This is a genomic window from Actinocorallia longicatena, assembly GCF_039534125.1.
Taxonomy (GTDB): Bacteria; Actinomycetota; Actinomycetes; order Streptosporangiales; family Streptosporangiaceae; genus Actinocorallia; species Actinocorallia longicatena.
Genome location: NZ_BAAAUV010000003.1, coordinates 408,101 through 427,112, shown reverse-complemented (window position 1 = coordinate 427,112; position 19,012 = coordinate 408,101). Strand labels below are relative to the sequence as shown.

The window sequence follows — 19,012 nt, the reverse complement described above, 5'->3', positions numbered from 1 at the left end:
ACGGTTCGGTATGAGTTGAGCGATCACGTGGCGACCATCACCTTGGATCGGCCGGAGGCCAGGAACTCGCTCTCCGAGGCGATGATCCTTGAGCTGCTGGCCGCGTTCGAGAAGGCCAAGGGCGATCCCGAGGTGCGGGTGGTCGTGCTGACCGGGAGCGGGGACCGGGCGTTCTGCTCGGGAGCCGATCTCGGGAGCCTGCGGCTGGACGGGGCCGGCGGGGCGATCCGGGACAGCGCGCCGTACAAGCTGTTCACGGCGGCGCCGAGGCTCGGGAAGCCGCTGATCGCGCGGCTGAACGGGAGCGCGGTCGCGGGCGGGCTCGGGCTGGCCGTCAGCGCCGACATCGTGATCGCCGCCGACGACGTGAAACTCGGGACGCCCGAGGTCAACGTCGGGCTCTGGCCCATGATGATCATGGCGATCCTGAACCGGAACATCGCGCCCAAGCAGGCGTTCAAGCTCTACTACACCGGCGAGTACATCTCCGCGGCCGAGGGCGTCGCCATCGGGCTCGTCACCGAGGCCGTGCCGCGCGCCGACCTCGACGGCCGCGTCGCCGCGCTGGCCCGAACCATCGCCTCGAAGTCCCCGCTCGGGCTCGGCAGAGGGCGCGCCGCGTTCTTCGCCACCGCGGGAATGCCCCTGGAGGAGCAGGTCGAGGCCCTGCTCGGCGAGCTCGTCGAGCTCGCGGGCAGTGACGACGCCCGCGAGGGGATCACGGCCTTCCTGGAGAAGCGCGCCCCCGACTTCACCGGCACCTGACGGGCTGCCCTCCGCTGACCGACGCGCGGTCGTGATTTCACCCGAGCGTGAGGAACGGCCGTCTACGTTACTGATCATGCTGGCCATCGACGACGATCACGCACCCCTGTACACCGTGGGGCAGGTGGCATCGATGCTCGGCGTCCAGCAGGCGTTCCTGCGCAGGCTGGACGAGCACGGCGTGCTCTCACCGTCGCGGACCGAGGGCCGTCAGCGACGGTACTCCCGGCTGGAGATCCAGCGGCTCCAGTACGTCCACGACCTCGTGGAGCAGGGCATGACGCTCGCGGCCGTCCGCAAGATCCTCGAACTGGAGGACCGGGTGCGCGAGCTGGAGGACGCGCTCAAGCGGATGCCGAAGACCCGCAAGCGCGCCTCGGTCCCGCCCCTCGACGAGCGGTTCATCCCCTGAACCGGGGCCGTGCCCGGATTCCCGCGCGGTCCGTCGAGGAAGTTGCGCAAACCGCTTGACCGGTCGTTCCCGGCGGTGTTCGCTTTCCGTGATGGACGAGACACGCAGACCCACGCTCATAGCCTCCGTCCAGCGTGCGCTGCATCTCATGGAGACCGTGGCCTCGCATCCGAGCGGAGCACCCGCCAAGCAGCTGGCGCGCGAGGCCAAGCTGCCGCTCGCCACCGCCTACCACCTGCTGCGCACCCTCGCCCACGAGGGCTACGTGACCAAGCTCTCCGACGGCGTGTGGGTCCTCGGCGACCGGGTCGAGGCGCTGCACGCCCAGGGCAGGACCCAGGGCGTCCTGTCGCGGATCCGCCCGCTGCTGTCCCGGCTCAGGGACGAGCTCAGCGTCGCGGCCTACTTCGCCGTCCACGAAGAGGACGAGATCCGCATCATCGACGTCGCCGACGGCCCGAAGACCCCGCGCGTCGACCTCTGGGTCGGCTTCGACGACGCCGCGCACGCCACCGCGATCGGCAAGTGCGTCCTCGGCCAGCTCGGTCCCGCCGCCCGCACCGACTACCTGTCCCGCCACCCCCTGGTCGACCTGACCCCGCACACGATCACGAGCGAGGCCAGGCTGACCAGGACGCTGCGGCCCGACGGGGTCTCCCTCGACAAGGAGGAGTACGCCATCGGGACGGGCTGCGCCGCCGTGCCGGTGACCGACGCCACAGGGGGCGTCGTCGGGGCCCTGGCCGTGTCGTGCCGGGCGAGCCGTCTGCCCAGGGTGGAGGCGGGGGCCGCGCGGATGCGGGAGACCGCCGAACAGATCAACAGGGCGCTCGCGCTGACCTGAGAGCGTTCTGTAACGGCCTTTCCTCGTCGGCGTTACCGGTCTGCCGGTAAACTCTGCCCGTTCACGGACCCGATCACGAGCGGACCCCATGTCAGAGAACATTCAGCCCGTACAGCCGGCCGCAGGCGAGGGCGCCCTGGAGAACCACCTCGGCGGTGACGAGGCGAAGAACTACCGGCAGTACGAGTACGACATGGTGGCGCCGCACGTCGGCAGGTCCCTGCTGGAGATCGGGTCGGGACTCGGCCACTTCTCGGAGCAGTTCGCCGGACGCCTCGACTACCTGTGCGTCAGCGACAACGACCCGTACTGCGTGGAGCAGCTGCAGAAGCGTTACGCCGACAACCCCGACGTCGACGTGCTGTCGCTGGCGCTGCCCGCGACCGTCGACGTGCGCGAGAAGGTCGACACGGTCGTCATGATGAACGTGCTCGAACACATCGCCGAGGACGTCCAGGCGCTCAAGGATCTCGCCGCGGCCGTCAAGCCCGGCGGGCGGATCGTCATCTGGGTGCCCGGCTACATGCAGCTCTACGGAGAGTTCGACCGCAAGGTCGGGCACGTCACCCGCTACACGCCCAAGACCCTCGGCGCGACCATCGCCGCCGCCGGGCTCCAGGCCGACGTCCTCAAGCCGATCAACTTCCTCGGCGGGATCGCCTGGTGGGCCGCCGTCCGCCGCGGCGGCGTCGGCTACCCCGACCCGCGCCTGGTCAAGATCTACGACCGGACCGTCATCCCGACGACGCGCCTCATCGAGAAGCTCGTCCGGCCGCCGTTCGGCCAGACGGTGTTCGCCGTCGCCCGCGTCCCCGAGTAGGTCGCGTCGCGGCCGAACCCAGTGTGATCGGCCGGTCGCGGAGTATCATTTCGATCCGTGACCGGCAATCTGCCCGCCGAGCTGAACCGGCTCGTCGGACGACGTCAGGAGATCGCCGACGTCCGCCGCCGGCTGGCCGAGGCGAGGCTGGTGACCCTGACGGGCGTCGGCGGGGTCGGCAAGACCCGGGTGGCGCTCAGGGCCGCGCTGGAGAGCAGGCGGGCCTTCCCCGACGGCGTCTGGTTCGTCGAGCTGTCCGGCCTCCAGGATCCCGAGCTGCTGGCCCACACCATCGGCGGCGTCCTCGGTCTCCAGGACCAGTCGGTACGGCCGCAGGCCGACGTGCTGGCCGAGTTCCTCTCCGGCCGGCGGACCCTGATCGTCCTGGACACCTGCGAGCACATGGTCGGGCCGTGCGCCGCCCTCGCGGAGCTGCTGCTGTCGGCCGCGCCCAAGGTCGTGATCCTCGTCACGAGCAGGCAGCCGCTGGGGGTCCCCGGTGAGCGCGTCCTCGGGGTGCAGCCGCTGGCAGAGGACGCCGTTGAGCTCTTCTACGAGCGGGCCCAGGGCGTCGACCAGGCCTTCGACTGCGAGCGGTCCCTCGCCGAGCGGCTGTGCGAGCGGCTGGAGGGGATCCCGCTGGCCATCGAGCTGGCCGCGGTCAGGCTCCGCACGCTGACGCCGGAGCAGCTCCTGGTCCGGCTCGACGACCGGTTCCGGCTGCTGGAGACCCCGTCGCCGGGGAAGACGCGGCACCAGACCCTGCGCACCACCATCGGCTGGAGCCACGAGCTGTGCACGCCGCGCGAGCGGCTGCTGTGGGCCCGTCTCTCGGTGTTCGCCTGGGACTTCGACCTGGAGGGCGCCGAGTTCGTCTGCTCCGACGCCTCGCTGCCCGCGGGCGAGGTCCTCGACGCCCTCGGCGGGCTCGTCGACAAGTCCATCGTGACGCGCGAGCCGGGCACCACCCGGTTCCGGATGCTCGACACCGTCCGCGAGTACGGCGAGGACTGGCTGGTCAGCCTCGGCGACGACCTCCAGCTGCTGAGCCGCCACCGCGACCACTACCTGCGGCTGGCCCGCCGCTTCGACCGGGACTGGGGCGGTCCCGAGCAGCTCGTCTGGTTCGACCGGATGCACGCCGAGTTCCCCAACCTGCGCGCGGCCCTCGACTTCTGCCTGGCCGAGCCCGCCGAGCTCGACGCCGGCCGGGAGCTGGCCGTCCGGCTGCGGTTCTTCTGGGGCGCCTTCGGGATGGTCCGCGAGGGCGCCTACTACCTCGACCGGATCCTGGCCTCCGACCGTCACGTGGAGGCGCTGACCGCCCGGATGTGGCTGGCGACCTTCCAGGGCCGCATCGACCCGCGGGACATCGAGGAGCTCACCGCCGCCGCCGAGGGGCACGGCGACGCGGAGTTCCAGGCATGGACCGGGTACGTCCTCGGCAACGCCAAGGTCCTGCTCGGCGCCCTGAGCGAGGCCCGGCGGCTGTACGCGGCGGCCCTGCGGGGCTACCGGGGCCTCGGCGCGCCGCTGCCGGGCACCGCGCTCGCGCTCGCCGGGCACGCCTTCGCGCTGTCGATGGAGGGCCAGCCGGAACGGGCCATCGGGATGCTGGAGGAGCAGATCGCGCTGGCGTCCGCCGGGGGCGACCGCTGGTCCCGCTCCTACGGCGACTGGATCTACGGGCTGACCGAGCTGGGGATGGGACGCCCCGCGGCCGCCGCCGCACACGCCCTCGCCGCCCTGGAGGTCAAGCGGGAGCTGTACGACAGGGCGGGCGTCGCGATGGCCGTCGACCTGCTCGCGGCGGTCGCGGGGGAGCAGGGCGACGGCCCGCGCACCGCCCGGCTGCTCGGCGCCGCCCACCGGCTGTGGCGCACGTTCGGGCTGCCGCAGCTCGGCTCGCCCGATCTGGTCGCGGCGCGCCGCGGCGCGGAGGGCAGGGCGCACGCCCTCATCGGCAGGGACCGGTTCGAGGCGGAGTTCGCGCTCGGCGCCGGGCTCACCCTCGAGGACGCCCTCGGCTACGCGTTCGGCGAGGAGATCCCCCAGCCGAGGCCGGGCCCGGAGATCGAGCGGGTCCTGACCCACCGCCAGCAGGAGATCGCCGAGCTGGTCGCGGGGGGCCTGTCCAACCGGGAGATCGCCGAACGGCTCGTGATCTCCAAGCGGACCGTCGACTCCCATGTCGAGCACATCCTGGACAAACTGGGATTCGGCTCCCGTGCCCAGGTCGCCGCCTGGGTGGCGCGGCTAGGTATCCGCGAATAGGTATACGGATCCGGGAGTCTCCCGATGCGTTTCTCACCCGCGTGGTCGAGACTGTGAGTGGCTCGAAAGGATTTCCGGCCGCCTCTCCGTCCAGCGCTGGGCATCATGCGGGACGGGTCTGCCCCGGATCGGACTTCCCGAAGGCCGCCACAGGTTCCCGTGTGGTCCGACGGCTCTGCGGCAAGGAGGCGGGAGGGGGCCTCCCTGTCGTGGAGTCAGCAAGATATTCATTCTGAGAACGGACATCTCGCCTGGCATGCTGAAGGGGTGACCTCTAACCCCCTGGTAGGCCGCGTCAAGGAAATGAAGCGTCTGCGCAAGGCGCTCACCGACGCGCCGGCGGCCGTCCTGGTCGGGGGCGAGGCCGGAATCGGCAAGACCCGCCTGGTGCGCGAGTTCGGCGCGCAGGCCGGGGTCAGGGTGCTCAGCGGCGGCTGTGTCGAGCTGGGCTCCGACGGGCTCCCCTTCGCTCCGTTCAGCGCCGCGCTGCGGTCGCTCGTCCGGGAGATCGGCGCGGACGGCGTCCGGGAGCTCCTGCCGGGGGCCAGCGGCCTGGCCCGCCTGCTGCCGGAGTTCGGGGACGCCGACGTGACGACCGTCGAGTCCAGGGCGCGGCTGTTCGAGCTGGTCCTGACGCTGCTGGAGCGGCTCGCGCCGATGGTCCTCGTGGTCGAGGACGCGCACTGGGCCGACAAGTCCTCGCGCGACCTGCTGGAGTTCCTCATCCGGAACCTCGGCGGGCAGGTCCTGGTCGTGGTCACCTTCCGCAGCGACGCCCTCGACCGGGGCCATCCGCTGCGTCCCCTGCTCGCCGAGCTGGCCAGGGTCGACATGGTCGACCGGATCGACCTGCGCCGCTTCACCCGCGCCGAGACCCGGCGGCTGCTCCACCAGGTGCTCGGCCGCGGACCCGAGGAGCGGATCACCGACCAGGTGTTCGCGCGCAGCGAGGGCAACCCGCTGTTCGCCGAGGCGCTCGCCGAGATCGGCGGCCGTATGCTGCCCGACTCGCTGCGCGACCTGCTGCTCGTCTCCTTCCAGAAGCTGCCGGAGGAGACCCAGGAGCTGCTGCGGGTGGCCGCCGCGGGCGGCACCCGGTTCGAGCACGAGCTGCTGTCGGCCGTGGTCGGGATGGACGACGCCGAGCTCAGCCGCTGTGTGCGCCCGGCGGTGGCCGCGAACGTCCTGTCGGTCGACGGCGACGGCTACGCCTTCCGGCACGCGCTGATCCGCGAGGCCGTCTACGACGATCTGCTGCCGGGGGAGCTGAGCCGGCTGCACCGCCGCTACGCCGAGGCGCTCACCGAGCGTCCCGCGCTGGTCGCGCCCGGACGGGCCGCCGGTGAGCGCGCCTACCACTGGTACGCCGCGCACGAGCTGGCCAAGGCCCTGGAGAGCGCGTGGGAGGCCGGCGAGGAGGCGATCCGCCAGTTCGCCCACGCCGAGGCGCTGCGGATGCTCGAACGCGTCCTGGAGCTGTGGGACCGCGTCCCGGAGGCGGACCGGATCGGAGTCCGGCACTTCGAGGTGCTGAGCCGGGCGGTGGAGCTCGCGAGGTTCGCAGGGGAGGACGCCCGGGGCGTCAAGCTCGCCACCGAGGCGCTCAAGGAGGCCGAGACCCCGGCCGAGCGGGCCAGCCTGCTCGGGATGCGCGGCTGGCTGCTCTACGACCAGAACAGGCCCGAGGGCTTCGACGACCTGCGCGACACCATCGACATGCTGCCCGACGAGAACGTGGCCAGGGCCAGGGCGCTGGCCATGCTGGCGGTGAACCTGTCGAAACTGGCGGGCCGGGGCCCGGAGGCCAGGGCCGCCGCCGAGGAGGCCCTGGTCGTGGCCAGGAAGATCGGCGACGCGACCGCCGAGGCCAGCGCGCTGATCACGCTGGCCGTCCGCAGCGCGGAGCCGGACGAGGAGCGGATGCGCCAGCTCGACGCCATCGAGCCGCTGATCTGCCACATCGAGGACTACGACGAGGTCCTGCGCCTGGAACTGGCCCGCTCACACGTCCTGGAGGGCATGGGACGGCACGAGGACGCGATCAGGGTGGCCAGGCTCGGTGTGGCCAAGGCCAAGAAGTTCGGCCTGATGCGGACCACCGGCACCGTCCTCGGCATCAACATGGCCGAGCCCATGGTCGCGCTCGGCCGCTGGCCCGAGGCGCTGGAGATCATCGCCCTGGCCCTCGAGCGGCGTCCGCTGCGGCGCCACGAGGGCGGCCTGCGCTTCCTGGCCGCGACGATCCACATCGCCCGCGGCGACCTCGACCGGGCGGCCGCCGATCTGGCCGCGGCCTGGGAGGTCTGCGCGATGGGCCGGCTGCGCCGCTCGGAGGAGCATCTCCCGCTGATCCACACCGAGATTCTGATGCGGCTGGCCGAGGGCCGTCCGGACCTGGCGCTGGCCGCCGCCGAGCCGCTGCGGACGCACGCCGACATGAGCGACGAGGCGCGCTACACCTGGCCCGGGCTCGCGGCCGTGGCCTCGGCCTGCACGAACGCCGGGGAGTTCGCGCCCTACGCCGCCCGCGCCGCCTCCCTGGAGGTGCGCGGATGCCTCCAGCAGGCGCACCGGCTGACCTTCGACGCGCACGCCGCCCGGATCCGCGGGGAGGAGCCCGACTGGGACTCCGTCCGCAAGGCGTGGGAGGAGCTGTCCCACCCCTACGACCTGGCCAAGGCGCTCTACCACTCGGCCGAGCACGCCGCCGCGAACGGCTCGCGCGACCAGGCGCTGGCCTGGCTGGAGGAGTCCGTCGAGCTCGCCGCCCCGCTGGGGGCCGCGCCGCTGCTGGCCAGGGTCCAGTCGCTGCGCTCCCGGCTCGGCACCGCCGCGCCCGCGCACGGGCTGACCCCGCGCGAGCTGGAGGTGCTGCGGGAACTGGCCTCGGGACGGCCGAACAGGGAGATCGCCGAGACGCTCTTCATCTCGGCGAAGACCGTGAGCGTCCATGTGAGCAGCATCCTGACCAAGCTCGGCACGGCCACGAGGGGACAGGCGGCGGCCCGGGCCAGGCAGCTGGGAATTTTGTCGGAACTGGATGGCATATTTAACTCGTGACGATGTCGGTGGTGAGCCCGGTACTGGTAGGGCGGTGGGCGGAGCTCGGGGAGCTCGACGCCGCCTTCGCCGAGGTGCGGGCGGGCACGGCCCGGACCGTCCTGGTCGGCGGCGAGGCCGGGGTCGGGAAGACCCGGCTGATCCGGGAGTTCGGCGAGCGGGCCTCCCGGCAGGGCGCCCGGATGCTCAGCGGAGGCTGTCTCGAGCTGGGCGTCGACGGATTCCCCTTCGCGCCTTTCACGGCCGTCATGCGGCAGCTCGTCAGGGAGCTGGGGTCCGAGGGGATCGCGGCACTGGTCGGCGGGCGGACCGAGGGGCTGGCGCGGCTGGTGCCGGAGTTCGGCGAGCCGGGGGCCGACGAGACCGGCCAGTTCCAGGCGCGGCTGTTCGAGCTGGTCCTCACGCTGCTCGACAGGCTCGCCGAGCAGGGCCCGGTCGTCCTGGTGATCGAGGACGCGCACTGGGCCGACAAGTCCTCCCGCGACCTGCTGGCCTTCCTGGTCCGGAACCTGGGCGCGATGGCCGCGCTGATGATCGTCGTCACCTACCGGTCGGACGAGCTGCACCGCACCCATCCGCTCCGGCCCCTGCTGGCCGAGCTGGATCGCATCGACCGGGTCAGCAGGCACGAGCTCGCGCGGCTGAGCCGGCGCGAGGTCAGCGAGCTGATGGGGCGCCTGAGCGGCGGCGAACCCGATCCGGTCCAGGTCGAGAAGTTCTTCGGGCGCAGCGAGGGCAACCCGCTGTTCGTCGAGGCCCTGATGGAGGCCGACGGGCGGATCTCGCCCGATCTCCCCGAGTCGCTGCGCGACCTGCTGCTGGCGGGCGTCCAGCGGCTGCCGGAGGAGACCCAGGAGCTGCTGCGGATCGCCAGCTCGGGCGGGGCCAGGATCGAGCACCGGCTGCTGGCCGTCGTGAGCGGGCTCGGCGAGGTCGGCATGACCCGTGACCTGCGGCCCGCCGTGGCCGCGAACATCCTGACCGTGGACGGCGACGGCTACTGCTTCCGGCACGCCCTGATCCGTGAGGCCGTCCACGAGGATCTGCTGCCGGGGGAGCACACGCGGCTGCACACCCGCTTCGCCGAGGCGCTGGAGGACGACCCCACGCTCGTGCCGCCCGGCCGGGCCGCCGCCGAGCTGGCCCACCACTGGTACGCCGCGCACAACACCGAATGGGCGCTGATCAGCGCCTGGCGGGCGGCGGCGGAGTCGGACAAGGCCGCCGCCTACGCCTCGGTCCTGCGTTTCCTCGAACGCGTCCTGGAGCTGTGGGATCTGGTGCCCGGCGCCGCGGAGAAGATCTCCAGCCCGCTGCAGGAGGTCTACGAGCAGGCCGTCTGCGCGGCCGACCTCGCGGGCGACAGCGAACGCGGAATCAAGATCGCCAACGCCCTGCTGAAGGAGCTCGGCGACGACCCGGTCAAGCGGGCGTTCGTGCTGGAGCGGCGCGGCCGGATGAAGCACCGCGCGGGCCGTGACGACTGGCTCGAGGACATGCGCCAGGCCGCCCGGCTGGTCGGCAGCACCGAGGAGCCCACCACGGAGGGGGCCCGCAGCCTCGCCGCGTTCGCCCAGTACGTGTTCATGGGCTGGGCGAGCGAGGAGGCCTACGAGGCCGCGGGGAAGGCCCTGACGGCCGCGCGGAAGGTCGGCGACCCGCTGGCCGAGTCCAGCGCGCTGCTGACCCTGGCCTGCCTGCACGGCCACCTCGCCTACGGGCCCGAGCAGTCGGCGGAGCTCGACGAGGCCGAGCGGATCGCGGTCGAGCACAACCTGGAGCAGCTGATCCTGCGCTCGGCCGTCAACCGGTCGCACTTCCTGGAGGGCTCGGGCCGGCACGCCGAGAGCGTCGACGTGGCGTACAAGGCCATGGACCAGGCCCGCCGGTGGGGGCTCTTCCGGACCCAGGGGTCGTTCCTGGCGATCAACCACGCCGAGTCGCTGTACTCCCTCGGCCGCTGGGACGAGGCGCTCGTCGTGCTGGAGCAGGCGCTGGAGTCCGATCCGCCGCGCCCGCACCAGGCCTGCCTCCTCCAGCTCGCGGCCCACATCCTCTACGCTCGCGGTGACCTCGAGGGCGCGGCCCAGCGGATCGCCCAGTGCCGGCGGATCGGCGCGTGGGAGATCGACAGGAGGCTCCAGGAGTACCTGCCGATGGTGCAGATCGAGGCGCAGCTCGCGGCAGCGGAAGGCCGTCCGGGGGAGGCGCTGGAGATCCTCGCGGAGGTGCTGCCGTTCAGCGGCCGTCCCGACGACTCCCGCTACACCTGGCCCGCGCTGATCGTCGCCGCCCGGTGCGCGTCCACGGTGGAGGAGCTCGAGCCGTTCCTGGTGCGCGCCGAGGCGATGCACACGCACGGGCCGCTCCAGGAACTCCAGAAGCTCACCTTCGAGGCGGAGCTGACCCGGGTGCTGGGCACCGTCGCCGACTGGCAGCCGGTCCTGGACGGCTGGGAGCGCGTCGGCCAGCCGCACACCCTGGCGACCGTCCTGGTCGGCGCGGCCCGCGGCGACGGCAGGCAGGGCGAGCGCGAGCGCGCCGCCGCCCGTCTCGACCGGGCCGTGGAGCTCGCCGAGCGCCTGGGCGCCGACCTGCTCCGCGCCGAGGCCGTGGCCCTGGCCCGCCGCATCGGCGGCCGCGCCTCGCCCTCGCACGGCCTCACCGCCCGCGAGCTGGAGGTCCTGCGCTACCTCAGCCTCGGCGACTCCAACAAGGAGATCGCCGGGAAGCTGTTCATCTCGGCCAAGACGGCCAGCGTCCACGTCAGCAACATCCTGGCCAAGCTGGGCGCCTCCAGCCGCACCGAGGCCGCCGCCACCGCCCGCCGCCTGGGCGTGGGCCCCGTCTGAGCCGCCCTTCTCGCCTAGAACGGGCAGAGCACTCCTAAGACGGTGCTTAGACGCCCCTCCCGGTGATCTGAGCCCGGGAGATAGGGCATCCGCCCCATGTGGCGGCGGGGGTCTTAGAGAGAGATTGAAGGTGTCAGCAGGAAGCACTCCAGCGAAGGACACCGAGATGCACATCGAATTCACCCGGGCGGAGATGAACGCACGGACCGAGCGTTACCAGGCGGAGGCCGCCCACCAGGTCGTCAGGACCCCGCGGTTCCGCTGGTTCCGGTCAAGGAAGCACGACCAGAAGATAGGTCGGCTTCGACCCAGGGGAGTCGCGGGTTGACTCCTCCGGGCTGATCGGGGGCTGGGGCCTCGGACGTCAAAGGCCCCAAAGACGAGGTCCCTTCCGCGTCCCAGGCGGAAGGGGCCTCGCTTTTCACATGCCCTTCTACCCCCTGGCCAGCGGCCGAAGGGCTCTAGTCATAGCTGCACGTCTCCCGTTGATCATGGCCGTCGTCACCCAGGTAGACGCCCGCCAGTCTCGGCTGGGTACCGCGCTAGCCCGAGCAAGGCAGACACATGGGTGAAAGATGGGATCCCCGGATCGAGCGGTGGCGTTGCTCATGAGGATCGCTGACCCCGTATCCCCGATCCGCGTTCGGAGACCCTGGACTACGAATAGACCCTCGGCCTGGCCGTCGCCCACAACATCGTCGCCTCCCACAACGGCGAACTCACCATCCAAGACGGCCCCACCCTCGGCGCCACCTTCGTCCTCACCATCGCTCTCTCAGCCCCTCCACCCTCGTCACCCCCGAACGCATCTCTCAACGGCAGAAGGCTGGTCCGAAGAATCTTCGGACCAGCCTTCTGGTCTTCCAGCGCCAATGAATGGCAAGTATGTGGTGATTTAGGTGGCCGAATCATTGGAATGAACAGTAGATTTCACAATATTTGAAATTCTCGTACATATAGGTCAGTTGCCAGAGATCCTGTAAGGCTAACTCGAAGTGAGGGACAAGGAGATTCTCTTGGTTCACGGCTATGGCGGCGTGCGCCCCTCGGCAGCGATGCCTCGTCCGCTGCCCGTTCTCGTGCTCGCCGATGTCAGTGGGAGCATGAGTCAGCATGGCAAGATCGAAGTGCTGAACGAATGCGTCGCGACGATGATTCGGTCCTTTGCTGCCGAGGACGTCGTGCGCGGCGAGATCAATGTGGGCGTCGTGACTTTCGGCGGCGAAGGAGCTCAGCTCCATCAGCCGTTCCAGCCCGCTACCCGGATCACGTGGCAGGAAATGCGGGCGTCCGGCCGTACGCCAATGGGCGACGCTCTCACTCTCGCCAACGAGATCCTGCACGATGACGCCGTCATCGGCCGCCGGGCATTCGTCCCAACCCTCATTCTCGTGTCCGATGGGCAGCCCACCGACCCGTGGCAGGAGCCAATGGACCGGCTTTTGGCCTCACCGCGCGGTGCCAAGAGCGTCCGCATGGCCGTGTCCGTCGGCGCCGACGATGGCGAGGGGATTGATGTTCTCAGCGCGTTCGCGCATCCGCTGCGGCCTCGTCGAGCCGACGAGGCACATGAGCTCTCACGCTACTTCGCCGCAGTCACGATGTCGGTCACCATGCGAGTGCGCAGCACCAGGCCCAACGAGTCGAACACACCCTTCTCCGAAGACGAATTGGACGATCTCCTCGGCTGATCCAGGCCAGGACTCGAAGGGAGAGCGCCTCATGAGCGGCATGGGCACGGGATCCGTCGTCAAAGATGAGCATGGCCGCCCGCTCCGGCTCGACCGCCTGCTGGGGGTGGGCGGACAGGGTGAAGTGTGGGCGTCCGGGTCGCGAGTCGCGGTGAAGCTGCTGAACGCCCGGACGCCTCGGGCACGGGCGGCGCTTCGGGAGCGGCTCGGCGTGGTACGGCGGCTTCCTCTGGACGGGCTGCCGATCTCCAGGCCGTACTCCATGCTCGCGGAGCCCCACGCCGGTTACACGATGGACCTTCTGGCGGACATGGACCCCCTCCGGGCTTTGAGCGCACCCAGTAGCCGCGACCTCCTGACCTGGTACGCGGCTTCGGGCGGGTTGCGTCGCCGACTCACCCTCCTCGCCGCAGCCGCGGACGCGCTGGCCCGGCTTCACGCCCGCGGCATCGTCTACGGGGATCCCTCCCCGTCCAACGTTCTGGTGTCCGCTGATCCCGCTCATGAAGAGATCTGGCTGATTGATGCCGACAATCTCGGGGTCGTGTCTGACGTTCCCGAGCACGGCTATGCCACCTTCGGGTACGGCGCCCCAGAACTCATCGCCGGAACCGGCGGGATCTCCAGCCTCTCCGACGCCCACGCCTTCGCCGTCATCGTTCTCGAGACGATCGCCCTGGTTCACCCGTTCCTGGGCGACGCCGTCGAGGAGGCCGGGCCCGAGGAACAGGACCGGGCCTTCTCCGGCGGCCTCCCTTGGATCGATGATCCGGACGACGCGCGGAACCGGTCCAGCAACGGACTGGATCGCGAGGTCGTGCTCACTCTGGGTCTCCGCAAACTCGCCGCCAGGACCTTCGGTGAAGGGCTGCATCGGCCCTGCCGCCGGCCCAGTCTGGGCGAGTGGCGGGCCAAACTGCGCGCCGCCGCCGATCTCCTCGTGCCCTGTACGGCCTGCGCGCAGGCGTCCTACGTCGTGAACCCGCGGTGCTCGTGGTGCGGGGCCCCGATCGCACCACCGTTGCTCGCCGCCGTGGGCTTGGCCGTACCGGGTGCGCTCGAGGAATCCCCTCTGTCCGAGGCGCTGGCCGTTCCGCAGGGCCGATGGATCGGTGTCCGATCGCGCAACGTCCTCGTCTCGTCGGAGGATCCACCCGGCAGGCATGTGGCATGGCTCCACTGGGAGCCGGGACGCCATCTCGTCATCCGGAATGAAGGGGACGGCCCGATCTGGCTGCGCCGCGACACCGGCGGCCCTCAGCTGTCCGTTGAGCCGCATGGTGAGATCTCCGTTCCCGCCCACGGGGCAGTACCGGAGTGGACCGTCCATTTCGGCGCCCCGTCCGAGATTCACCGGATGCTCCGCTTCCGATCACTCAAAGGACGCTCCTGATGAGCCCTCCACGCCGACCCCAGACGAGTGGGCAGAAATCCGGACGTCAGCAGACGTCCCCCGTGAATCCACTGCCCGGACGCTCGGACTTCTGGTGGGCGGTCTGGGACGGTCCGGAGATCCGGCGTGATCCGGACTGGGCGGAGATCGTCCTCTCTCGCACCCCGGCCGGTGAGGTCATCGGTTCCGTCGGAGGAAAGGTCGGCCGCGTTGTGCCCGACGGCGGTGATGGGACCGAGCGTCTGGCCGCGACGCTGGCCAACAGGTCGAGAATCGTTCTGCTGTCCGCGCTTCGTGAGAGCAACGGTATCCGGCATATCGGTCTCAACGCTTACCGATACGAGTCGGCTCCTCCGATGGATCCGCAGTCCATCGGCGTCGGAGACCGGGTCATCAAGACCATCGAGGAGATGGAGCCAAAACTGCGGAACAGTCCAGAGAAGATCCTCCGTTGGTTGACCGGCCAGCTGTTCCTGCCGCCCAGACCCGGATCCGGGCCGGACGCGCCCCGCCGGCTCATCGTCTCCGCCGGACATGCCGAGGCCTCGCCGAATGTCAGCGGATACCGTCTGCACGGCCGGAGGGTCATCGCGGACATCCGCACCGACGACGGCCGCCTCGTCATCGCGCGGCTGCGGCGTGCGGCGCCCGACGGCGCACAGCGCCATCTGCGTCTCACCGAATGCCACGCCACGCTCACCGACGTTTCACAGGCGTCAGTCATGCACGCCGAGATGCGTCATCAGCTAGGACGGTTGGCCACCGGCCAGGGTTTTCTCGCGATGTGGAACGACTACAACCGACTGGAGACGCACTTCGTTCGTCGTCAGGTCCGTTCGTTCGGACAGGCCACCTACAACGTCGTCGAGCACATCGCGGAGGACGTCTACCGATTCCGAGTCGATGCGCATCCTGGTCCGGATTCCCTGACCTTCGCCGAGAGGGTCCGTCGCAAGCTAGATCGGAACGAGACAGTGGAACTCGAAGCGTCCGGGAAGCGGCCCGAAGTGCTCGACGGGCCCGACGGGGACGGGACGGGCTGGGCCCTGCTCGGCGACACCCTGGGCAAGGAGACCATCACGGGTGAGGTGGTCGCCGCCGATCCCGACTCGGGAACCGTCGACCTCAGGGTGATCCGTCTGAACCGCCGCCGCGTCGTGGGTATCGGGGCGGATCAGGCGCAGGACATTCCCTCGACGGGCTTCCTGCACCGGGCCTACCGCGGTGACCGGAGGCAGATGCAGCGTCGCCGGGATGCCTTCGAACGCATCCTTCGCGGAGGCACCGGGATTCCTACCCTCCTTTCTCTGCTCGAGGGCAAACCAGTCGGCGGCGAAATCCGCACAGTCGCTCTCTCGGCAGGCGCCAGGGCCTGCTTCAAGGACGGTGTGCCCACCCCGCTCCAGGTGAAGGCCCTCGAAACTGCACTGGGAACGCCGGACATCGCGCTGATCCAAGGTCCGCCGGGAACGGGCAAGACGCAGGTGATCGCCGCACTTCAAGTCCAGCTGGCCGAGGAGAACAGGAGCTACGCCGGGCTCAGGGGCAGCATCCTGCTCTCTAGCTTCCAGCACGCGGCGGTCGACGAAGTCGCCGAGCGCTCAATGGTACTGGGCCTGCCCGCGCAGAAGGTGGAACGTGTCCAGCACGGCCCCACGGTCCTGGCCGACCAGTGGCGCGAGGAGACGGTGGCCGCGTTGAGCGCCCAGATCGCGACTGGCTCGGTGGGGGAGAGACTCGCCGTGCTCCGTGAGGTCACCGCCCGTAGCGCTGGATACCTCATCACACCCACGCCACCCCACGGCACCGCCCGGCTGCTGTCCCGAATGGACGATCTGTGCGGCTCCCTTCTGCCGCCGGAGCTGGCCGACCGGCTACGGGCCATGGCCTGGACTTTGGGGATGGCTCGTATCCAGGCCACCGCCGACGACGAACGTGAGCTGGCGATCCGGGCCTTGCGAGCGTTGCGCACCGTACCAGAGTCGTTCCTGGACGACGGCCCTCGTGCCGCTGCCAAGGCCCGGCGCCGATGCCGCCCGTACGCGGCCGCGGCGGACCTGGAGCTTCTCGCCCAGGCGGCCGACTGGGCGTCTGACGACGAAGCCCCTCCGTTCCTCGATGAAATGGCCGCCGCACGGGACCGACTGATCGATTTGCTTCAGCCGAGCGGCGACGCGCACGCACCGCCCGCGGTAGATCCCGACGTCGCCGAGTTGTTGGCCGAAATCGCCGAGGCCATGGAGGACCAGGTGCGCAACAGCTCGGGAGACGGTGCCGAGCTTGCCATCCTCGACTATCTGGAGAGCCTGCTCGGCGATCCTGTGGCGGTCGACTGGACGCTGCGCGCCTACACCGCCTCCTACGCCGCGACCCTTCAACAGGCCGCGTCCCCCGCCATTAGGGACGCCAAGGAGGAGACCCGGGTGGAGGACGTCGTCTTCGACACCGTAATCATCGACGAGGCCGCCCGTGCGAACCCTCTTGACCTGATGATCCCGCTGATCCAGGCCGGCAAGCGGATCATTCTCGTGGGCGACCACAAGCAGCTGCCGCACATGCTCGAGCCGGACGTGGAGCAGCAGATCGAGAGTCTGGATTCCGCCACGCGAGGCCTCCTGCGCGAGAGCTTGTTCCAACGCCTGTTCGACAGCCTGGCGGAGAGCTCGGAGATCACCCGGACGGTCACCCTCAACGAGCAGTTCCGCATGCACCCGACGCTCGGAGAGTTCGTCAGCACAACTTTCTATGGAGATGATCTACTTTCGCCTCGCCCGGCGGAGGATTTCGCGCATGACCTTCCCGGCTATGCAGGCAAGGTCGCGATATGGCTGAACGTCCCGGCTGAGAAGGGTCCGGAGCAAGGAGGCCGTAGCAAACGGCGGCCCGCCGAGGCGAAGATCATCGCCGCGGAGCTGGCCCGTCTCGAGAAGGCCGAACCGGACCTCACCTTCGGCGTGATCTCCTTCTATTCCTCGCAGCGAGACGAGATCTGGAAAGAACTGGTTCGTCAGAAGCTCGCCACCCGAACCGATGACGGCTTCCAGCCCGTCGAACGCTTCCAGCACGACAGCCAGGGGCGTAGGGCGGACCGGCTCAAGGTCGGCAGCGTGGACGCCTTTCAGGGCAAGGAGTTCGACGTGGTCTTGCTATCGGCGACGAGATCGGCGCGAAACCCGTCGCCACCACAGCCCGGCACCCCGGTGTATGAGAGCTGGATCAAGCGCACCTACGGTCACGTCACCCTGGTCAACCGGCTCTGCGTCGCCATGAGTCGGCAGAAGCGCATGCTGATCGTGGTGGGGGACGCCGCCATGTTCGCCCCGGCATCCGCTCCTCTTCACGTCCGGCCGCTCACTGACTTCTATCAGTTGTGTGGAGGTGATCATGGCCTCGTCCTTTCCCCATGAGGCCCGCGTGGTCCAGTTCTCGAAGCCGCCAGATGACCGCTCGAACCGGATCTGCGTGGCAGTTCCCGCCTGGGCCTATCGGGTGACCGCACCGGTGCTGCCGCGCCGTGGCCTTGATCTGTTCGAGAAGGTGGTGCTCGGACTGTGCCAATCGGGGCTGCGCGAGCCCGCCGCGATCGGCGCACGGATCGGCCTGCACCCGATGCTGTGCCGCCACATCATCGACCAGGCGAGGTATCGGGGGCTGCTGGAGCCCGCAGGCGAGCTCACCGCCCCAGGGCTGCACGCACTGCGGACCGGCAGCGTCGCCGAGGAGACCTCTTGGTCTGTCCGTTACGTCTTCCAGTCCCCCGATGACGGTGACCTGTGGCCGCGCACGACCGGCGAACTGACCGAAGCCCCGACGGTTTGGCGGAGAGGCGACCGGATCGGGGTGCGAACCGGTACGCACGGCCGTCCGGACGATGTCGAGGCCACGCTGTTTCCCGCGGGAGACCGGCTGCCGACGCGTCCCCGGCCACTGCAGATCGTCGAGGTCGCGCGCCTTGACCAGATCGCTCGGGAGCGCAACCGCATCCGGGAGCTCGAGCAGGTGTCCGGCCTGGCCGCCGCGCCCCAGCCGGAGGCCGCCCGGCTCGCTCCTGATCCGGACTCACAAGTCCTCTCCCGGGTGTCCTTCGTCGACGGTCCCGAACCCGTTCTCCTGCTGGCGTTCGCCGAAATCTCATCGGACGGCGCGCTGGTCGCCCGCGACCCCTTCGGAGGTGAGACCAGCGCGATGCTCAAGGAGCTTCTCGAAGGACGTATCCGTGCCGACGAACAGCTCGCGGCCGACGTCGCCGGTCTGGCCCGGGACACGGCCGAGCACAGGAAGAAGAAGTTCACCGAAGCAAGCCGGGACATCGACACTCTGCTGGAGAACGAGCTCACCGTTGAGTTCGGACATCGCATCCGGAGGGTCGGCGACACCCTGAACATGATGAAGAACGTCGACAAGGCCCTACTCGAGAATCAGCTCAAGCCAGTCGCCCAAGTTTCATACCAGCTCTACGAGGTGCTCTTCCGTGAGCTGGTGGTCGCCTTTCCTCCCCCTTCCCATCTCGGTTCCACGGCATCAGCGACCAGCTCAGCCGTCGTCGACAAGGCCGCTTTGGAGATCGGGTTCCAGAGTGTTCCCTCCCTGTTCAGGGTGGATCTAGGGCAGTGCTTCCGCAACCTGAACGCGGATAAGAACCTCTTCTTGAAGGAGGCGGGTGTGCTCGCCTGCGCCGCGGCCCCCGCGCACTCGCCCGCTCACCCGCTGTACGCGCTGGCGCAGTCCCGGCCGGACCTACTAAGCGACCTGGCGACCCTCGGCCAGCTGCGGAACCGGGCCGCGCACGCCGACGGTGAACCGGCCACGGCCGAAGACGCCCGGTGGTGCCGCGACCTGGCGGCCCTCGCCGTCCGAACTCTGCTTCTTCTGCCCTGAGCCCGAGAAAGGAAATCCTTGCT

General features: G+C 69.9%; 11 protein-coding genes. All 11 read left to right on the top strand.

Going from position 1 to position 19,012, the window contains the following annotated elements; genetic code table 11:
• Nucleotides 1-27: 27 nt before the first annotated feature.
• Nucleotides 28-765 (top strand): enoyl-CoA hydratase/isomerase family protein, encoded by a 738-nt coding sequence (locus ABD785_RS07580; RefSeq protein ID WP_344823785.1) that lies wholly within the window; start codon nucleotides 28-30, stop codon nucleotides 763-765.
• 76 nt (nucleotides 766-841) lie between these two features.
• Entirely contained in the window at nucleotides 842-1,177 is a 336-nt protein-coding gene (locus ABD785_RS07575; RefSeq protein WP_344823782.1) for a MerR family transcriptional regulator, read from the top strand.
• Nucleotides 1,178-1,268: 91 nt separating this feature from the next.
• Complete coding sequence (locus ABD785_RS07570) at nucleotides 1,269-2,021, top strand: IclR family transcriptional regulator (protein WP_344823778.1); 753 nt, start codon at nucleotides 1,269-1,271, stop codon at nucleotides 2,019-2,021.
• An 88-nt stretch (nucleotides 2,022-2,109) separates the two neighbouring features.
• Nucleotides 2,110-2,841 (top strand): class I SAM-dependent methyltransferase, encoded by a 732-nt coding sequence (locus ABD785_RS07565; protein ID WP_344823775.1) that lies wholly within the window; start codon nucleotides 2,110-2,112, stop codon nucleotides 2,839-2,841.
• A 57-nt stretch (nucleotides 2,842-2,898) separates the two neighbouring features.
• Nucleotides 2,899-5,115, top strand: coding sequence for an ATP-binding protein (locus tag ABD785_RS07560; protein WP_344823772.1), 2,217 nt, complete (start codon nucleotides 2,899-2,901; stop codon nucleotides 5,113-5,115).
• Between the two features lie 267 nt (nucleotides 5,116-5,382).
• Nucleotides 5,383-8,175 (top strand): helix-turn-helix transcriptional regulator, encoded by a 2,793-nt coding sequence (locus tag ABD785_RS07555; RefSeq protein WP_344823769.1) that lies wholly within the window; start codon nucleotides 5,383-5,385, stop codon nucleotides 8,173-8,175.
• 2 nt (nucleotides 8,176-8,177) lie between these two features.
• The gene (locus tag ABD785_RS07550) at nucleotides 8,178-11,027 is read left to right on the top strand and encodes an ATP-binding protein (protein ID WP_344824146.1); all 2,850 of its coding nucleotides are present in this window, start codon (nucleotides 8,178-8,180) and stop codon (nucleotides 11,025-11,027) included.
• A 995-nt stretch (nucleotides 11,028-12,022) separates the two neighbouring features.
• Nucleotides 12,023-12,718 carry a vWA domain-containing protein gene (locus ABD785_RS07545; RefSeq protein WP_344823766.1) on the top strand — a complete coding sequence of 232 codons (696 nt, stop codon included), beginning with the start codon at nucleotides 12,023-12,025 and terminating at the stop codon, nucleotides 12,716-12,718.
• Between the two features lie 31 nt (nucleotides 12,719-12,749).
• A complete protein-coding gene (locus tag ABD785_RS07540) occupies nucleotides 12,750-14,111 on the top strand; it encodes a protein kinase domain-containing protein (protein ID WP_344823763.1) in 1,362 nt (453 codons plus the stop codon).
• Nucleotides 14,112-14,173: 62 nt separating this feature from the next.
• Complete coding sequence (locus ABD785_RS07535) at nucleotides 14,174-17,518, top strand: DEAD/DEAH box helicase (protein WP_344823760.1); 3,345 nt, start codon at nucleotides 14,174-14,176, stop codon at nucleotides 17,516-17,518.
• The gene (locus tag ABD785_RS07530) at nucleotides 17,484-18,989 is read left to right on the top strand and encodes a hypothetical protein (protein ID WP_344823757.1); all 1,506 of its coding nucleotides are present in this window, start codon (nucleotides 17,484-17,486) and stop codon (nucleotides 18,987-18,989) included. The genes ABD785_RS07535 and ABD785_RS07530 overlap by 35 nt, the downstream gene beginning before the upstream one ends.
• Nucleotides 18,990-19,012 lie beyond the last annotated feature (23 nt).

Bases quoted from the DNA above. Each gene is read 5' to 3' on its own strand.
- ABD785_RS07575 (WP_344823782.1), top strand. From the start codon at position 842: ATGCTGGCCATCGACGACGATCACGCACCCCTGTACACCGTGGGGCAG.
- ABD785_RS07570 (WP_344823778.1), top strand. From the start codon at position 1,269: ATGGACGAGACACGCAGACCCACGCTCATAGCCTCCGTCCAGCGTGCG.
- ABD785_RS07565 (WP_344823775.1), top strand. From the start codon at position 2,110: ATGTCAGAGAACATTCAGCCCGTACAGCCGGCCGCAGGCGAGGGCGCC.
- ABD785_RS07550 (WP_344824146.1), top strand. From the start codon at position 8,178: ATGTCGGTGGTGAGCCCGGTACTGGTAGGGCGGTGGGCGGAGCTCGGG.
- ABD785_RS07540 (WP_344823763.1), top strand. From the start codon at position 12,750: ATGAGCGGCATGGGCACGGGATCCGTCGTCAAAGATGAGCATGGCCGC.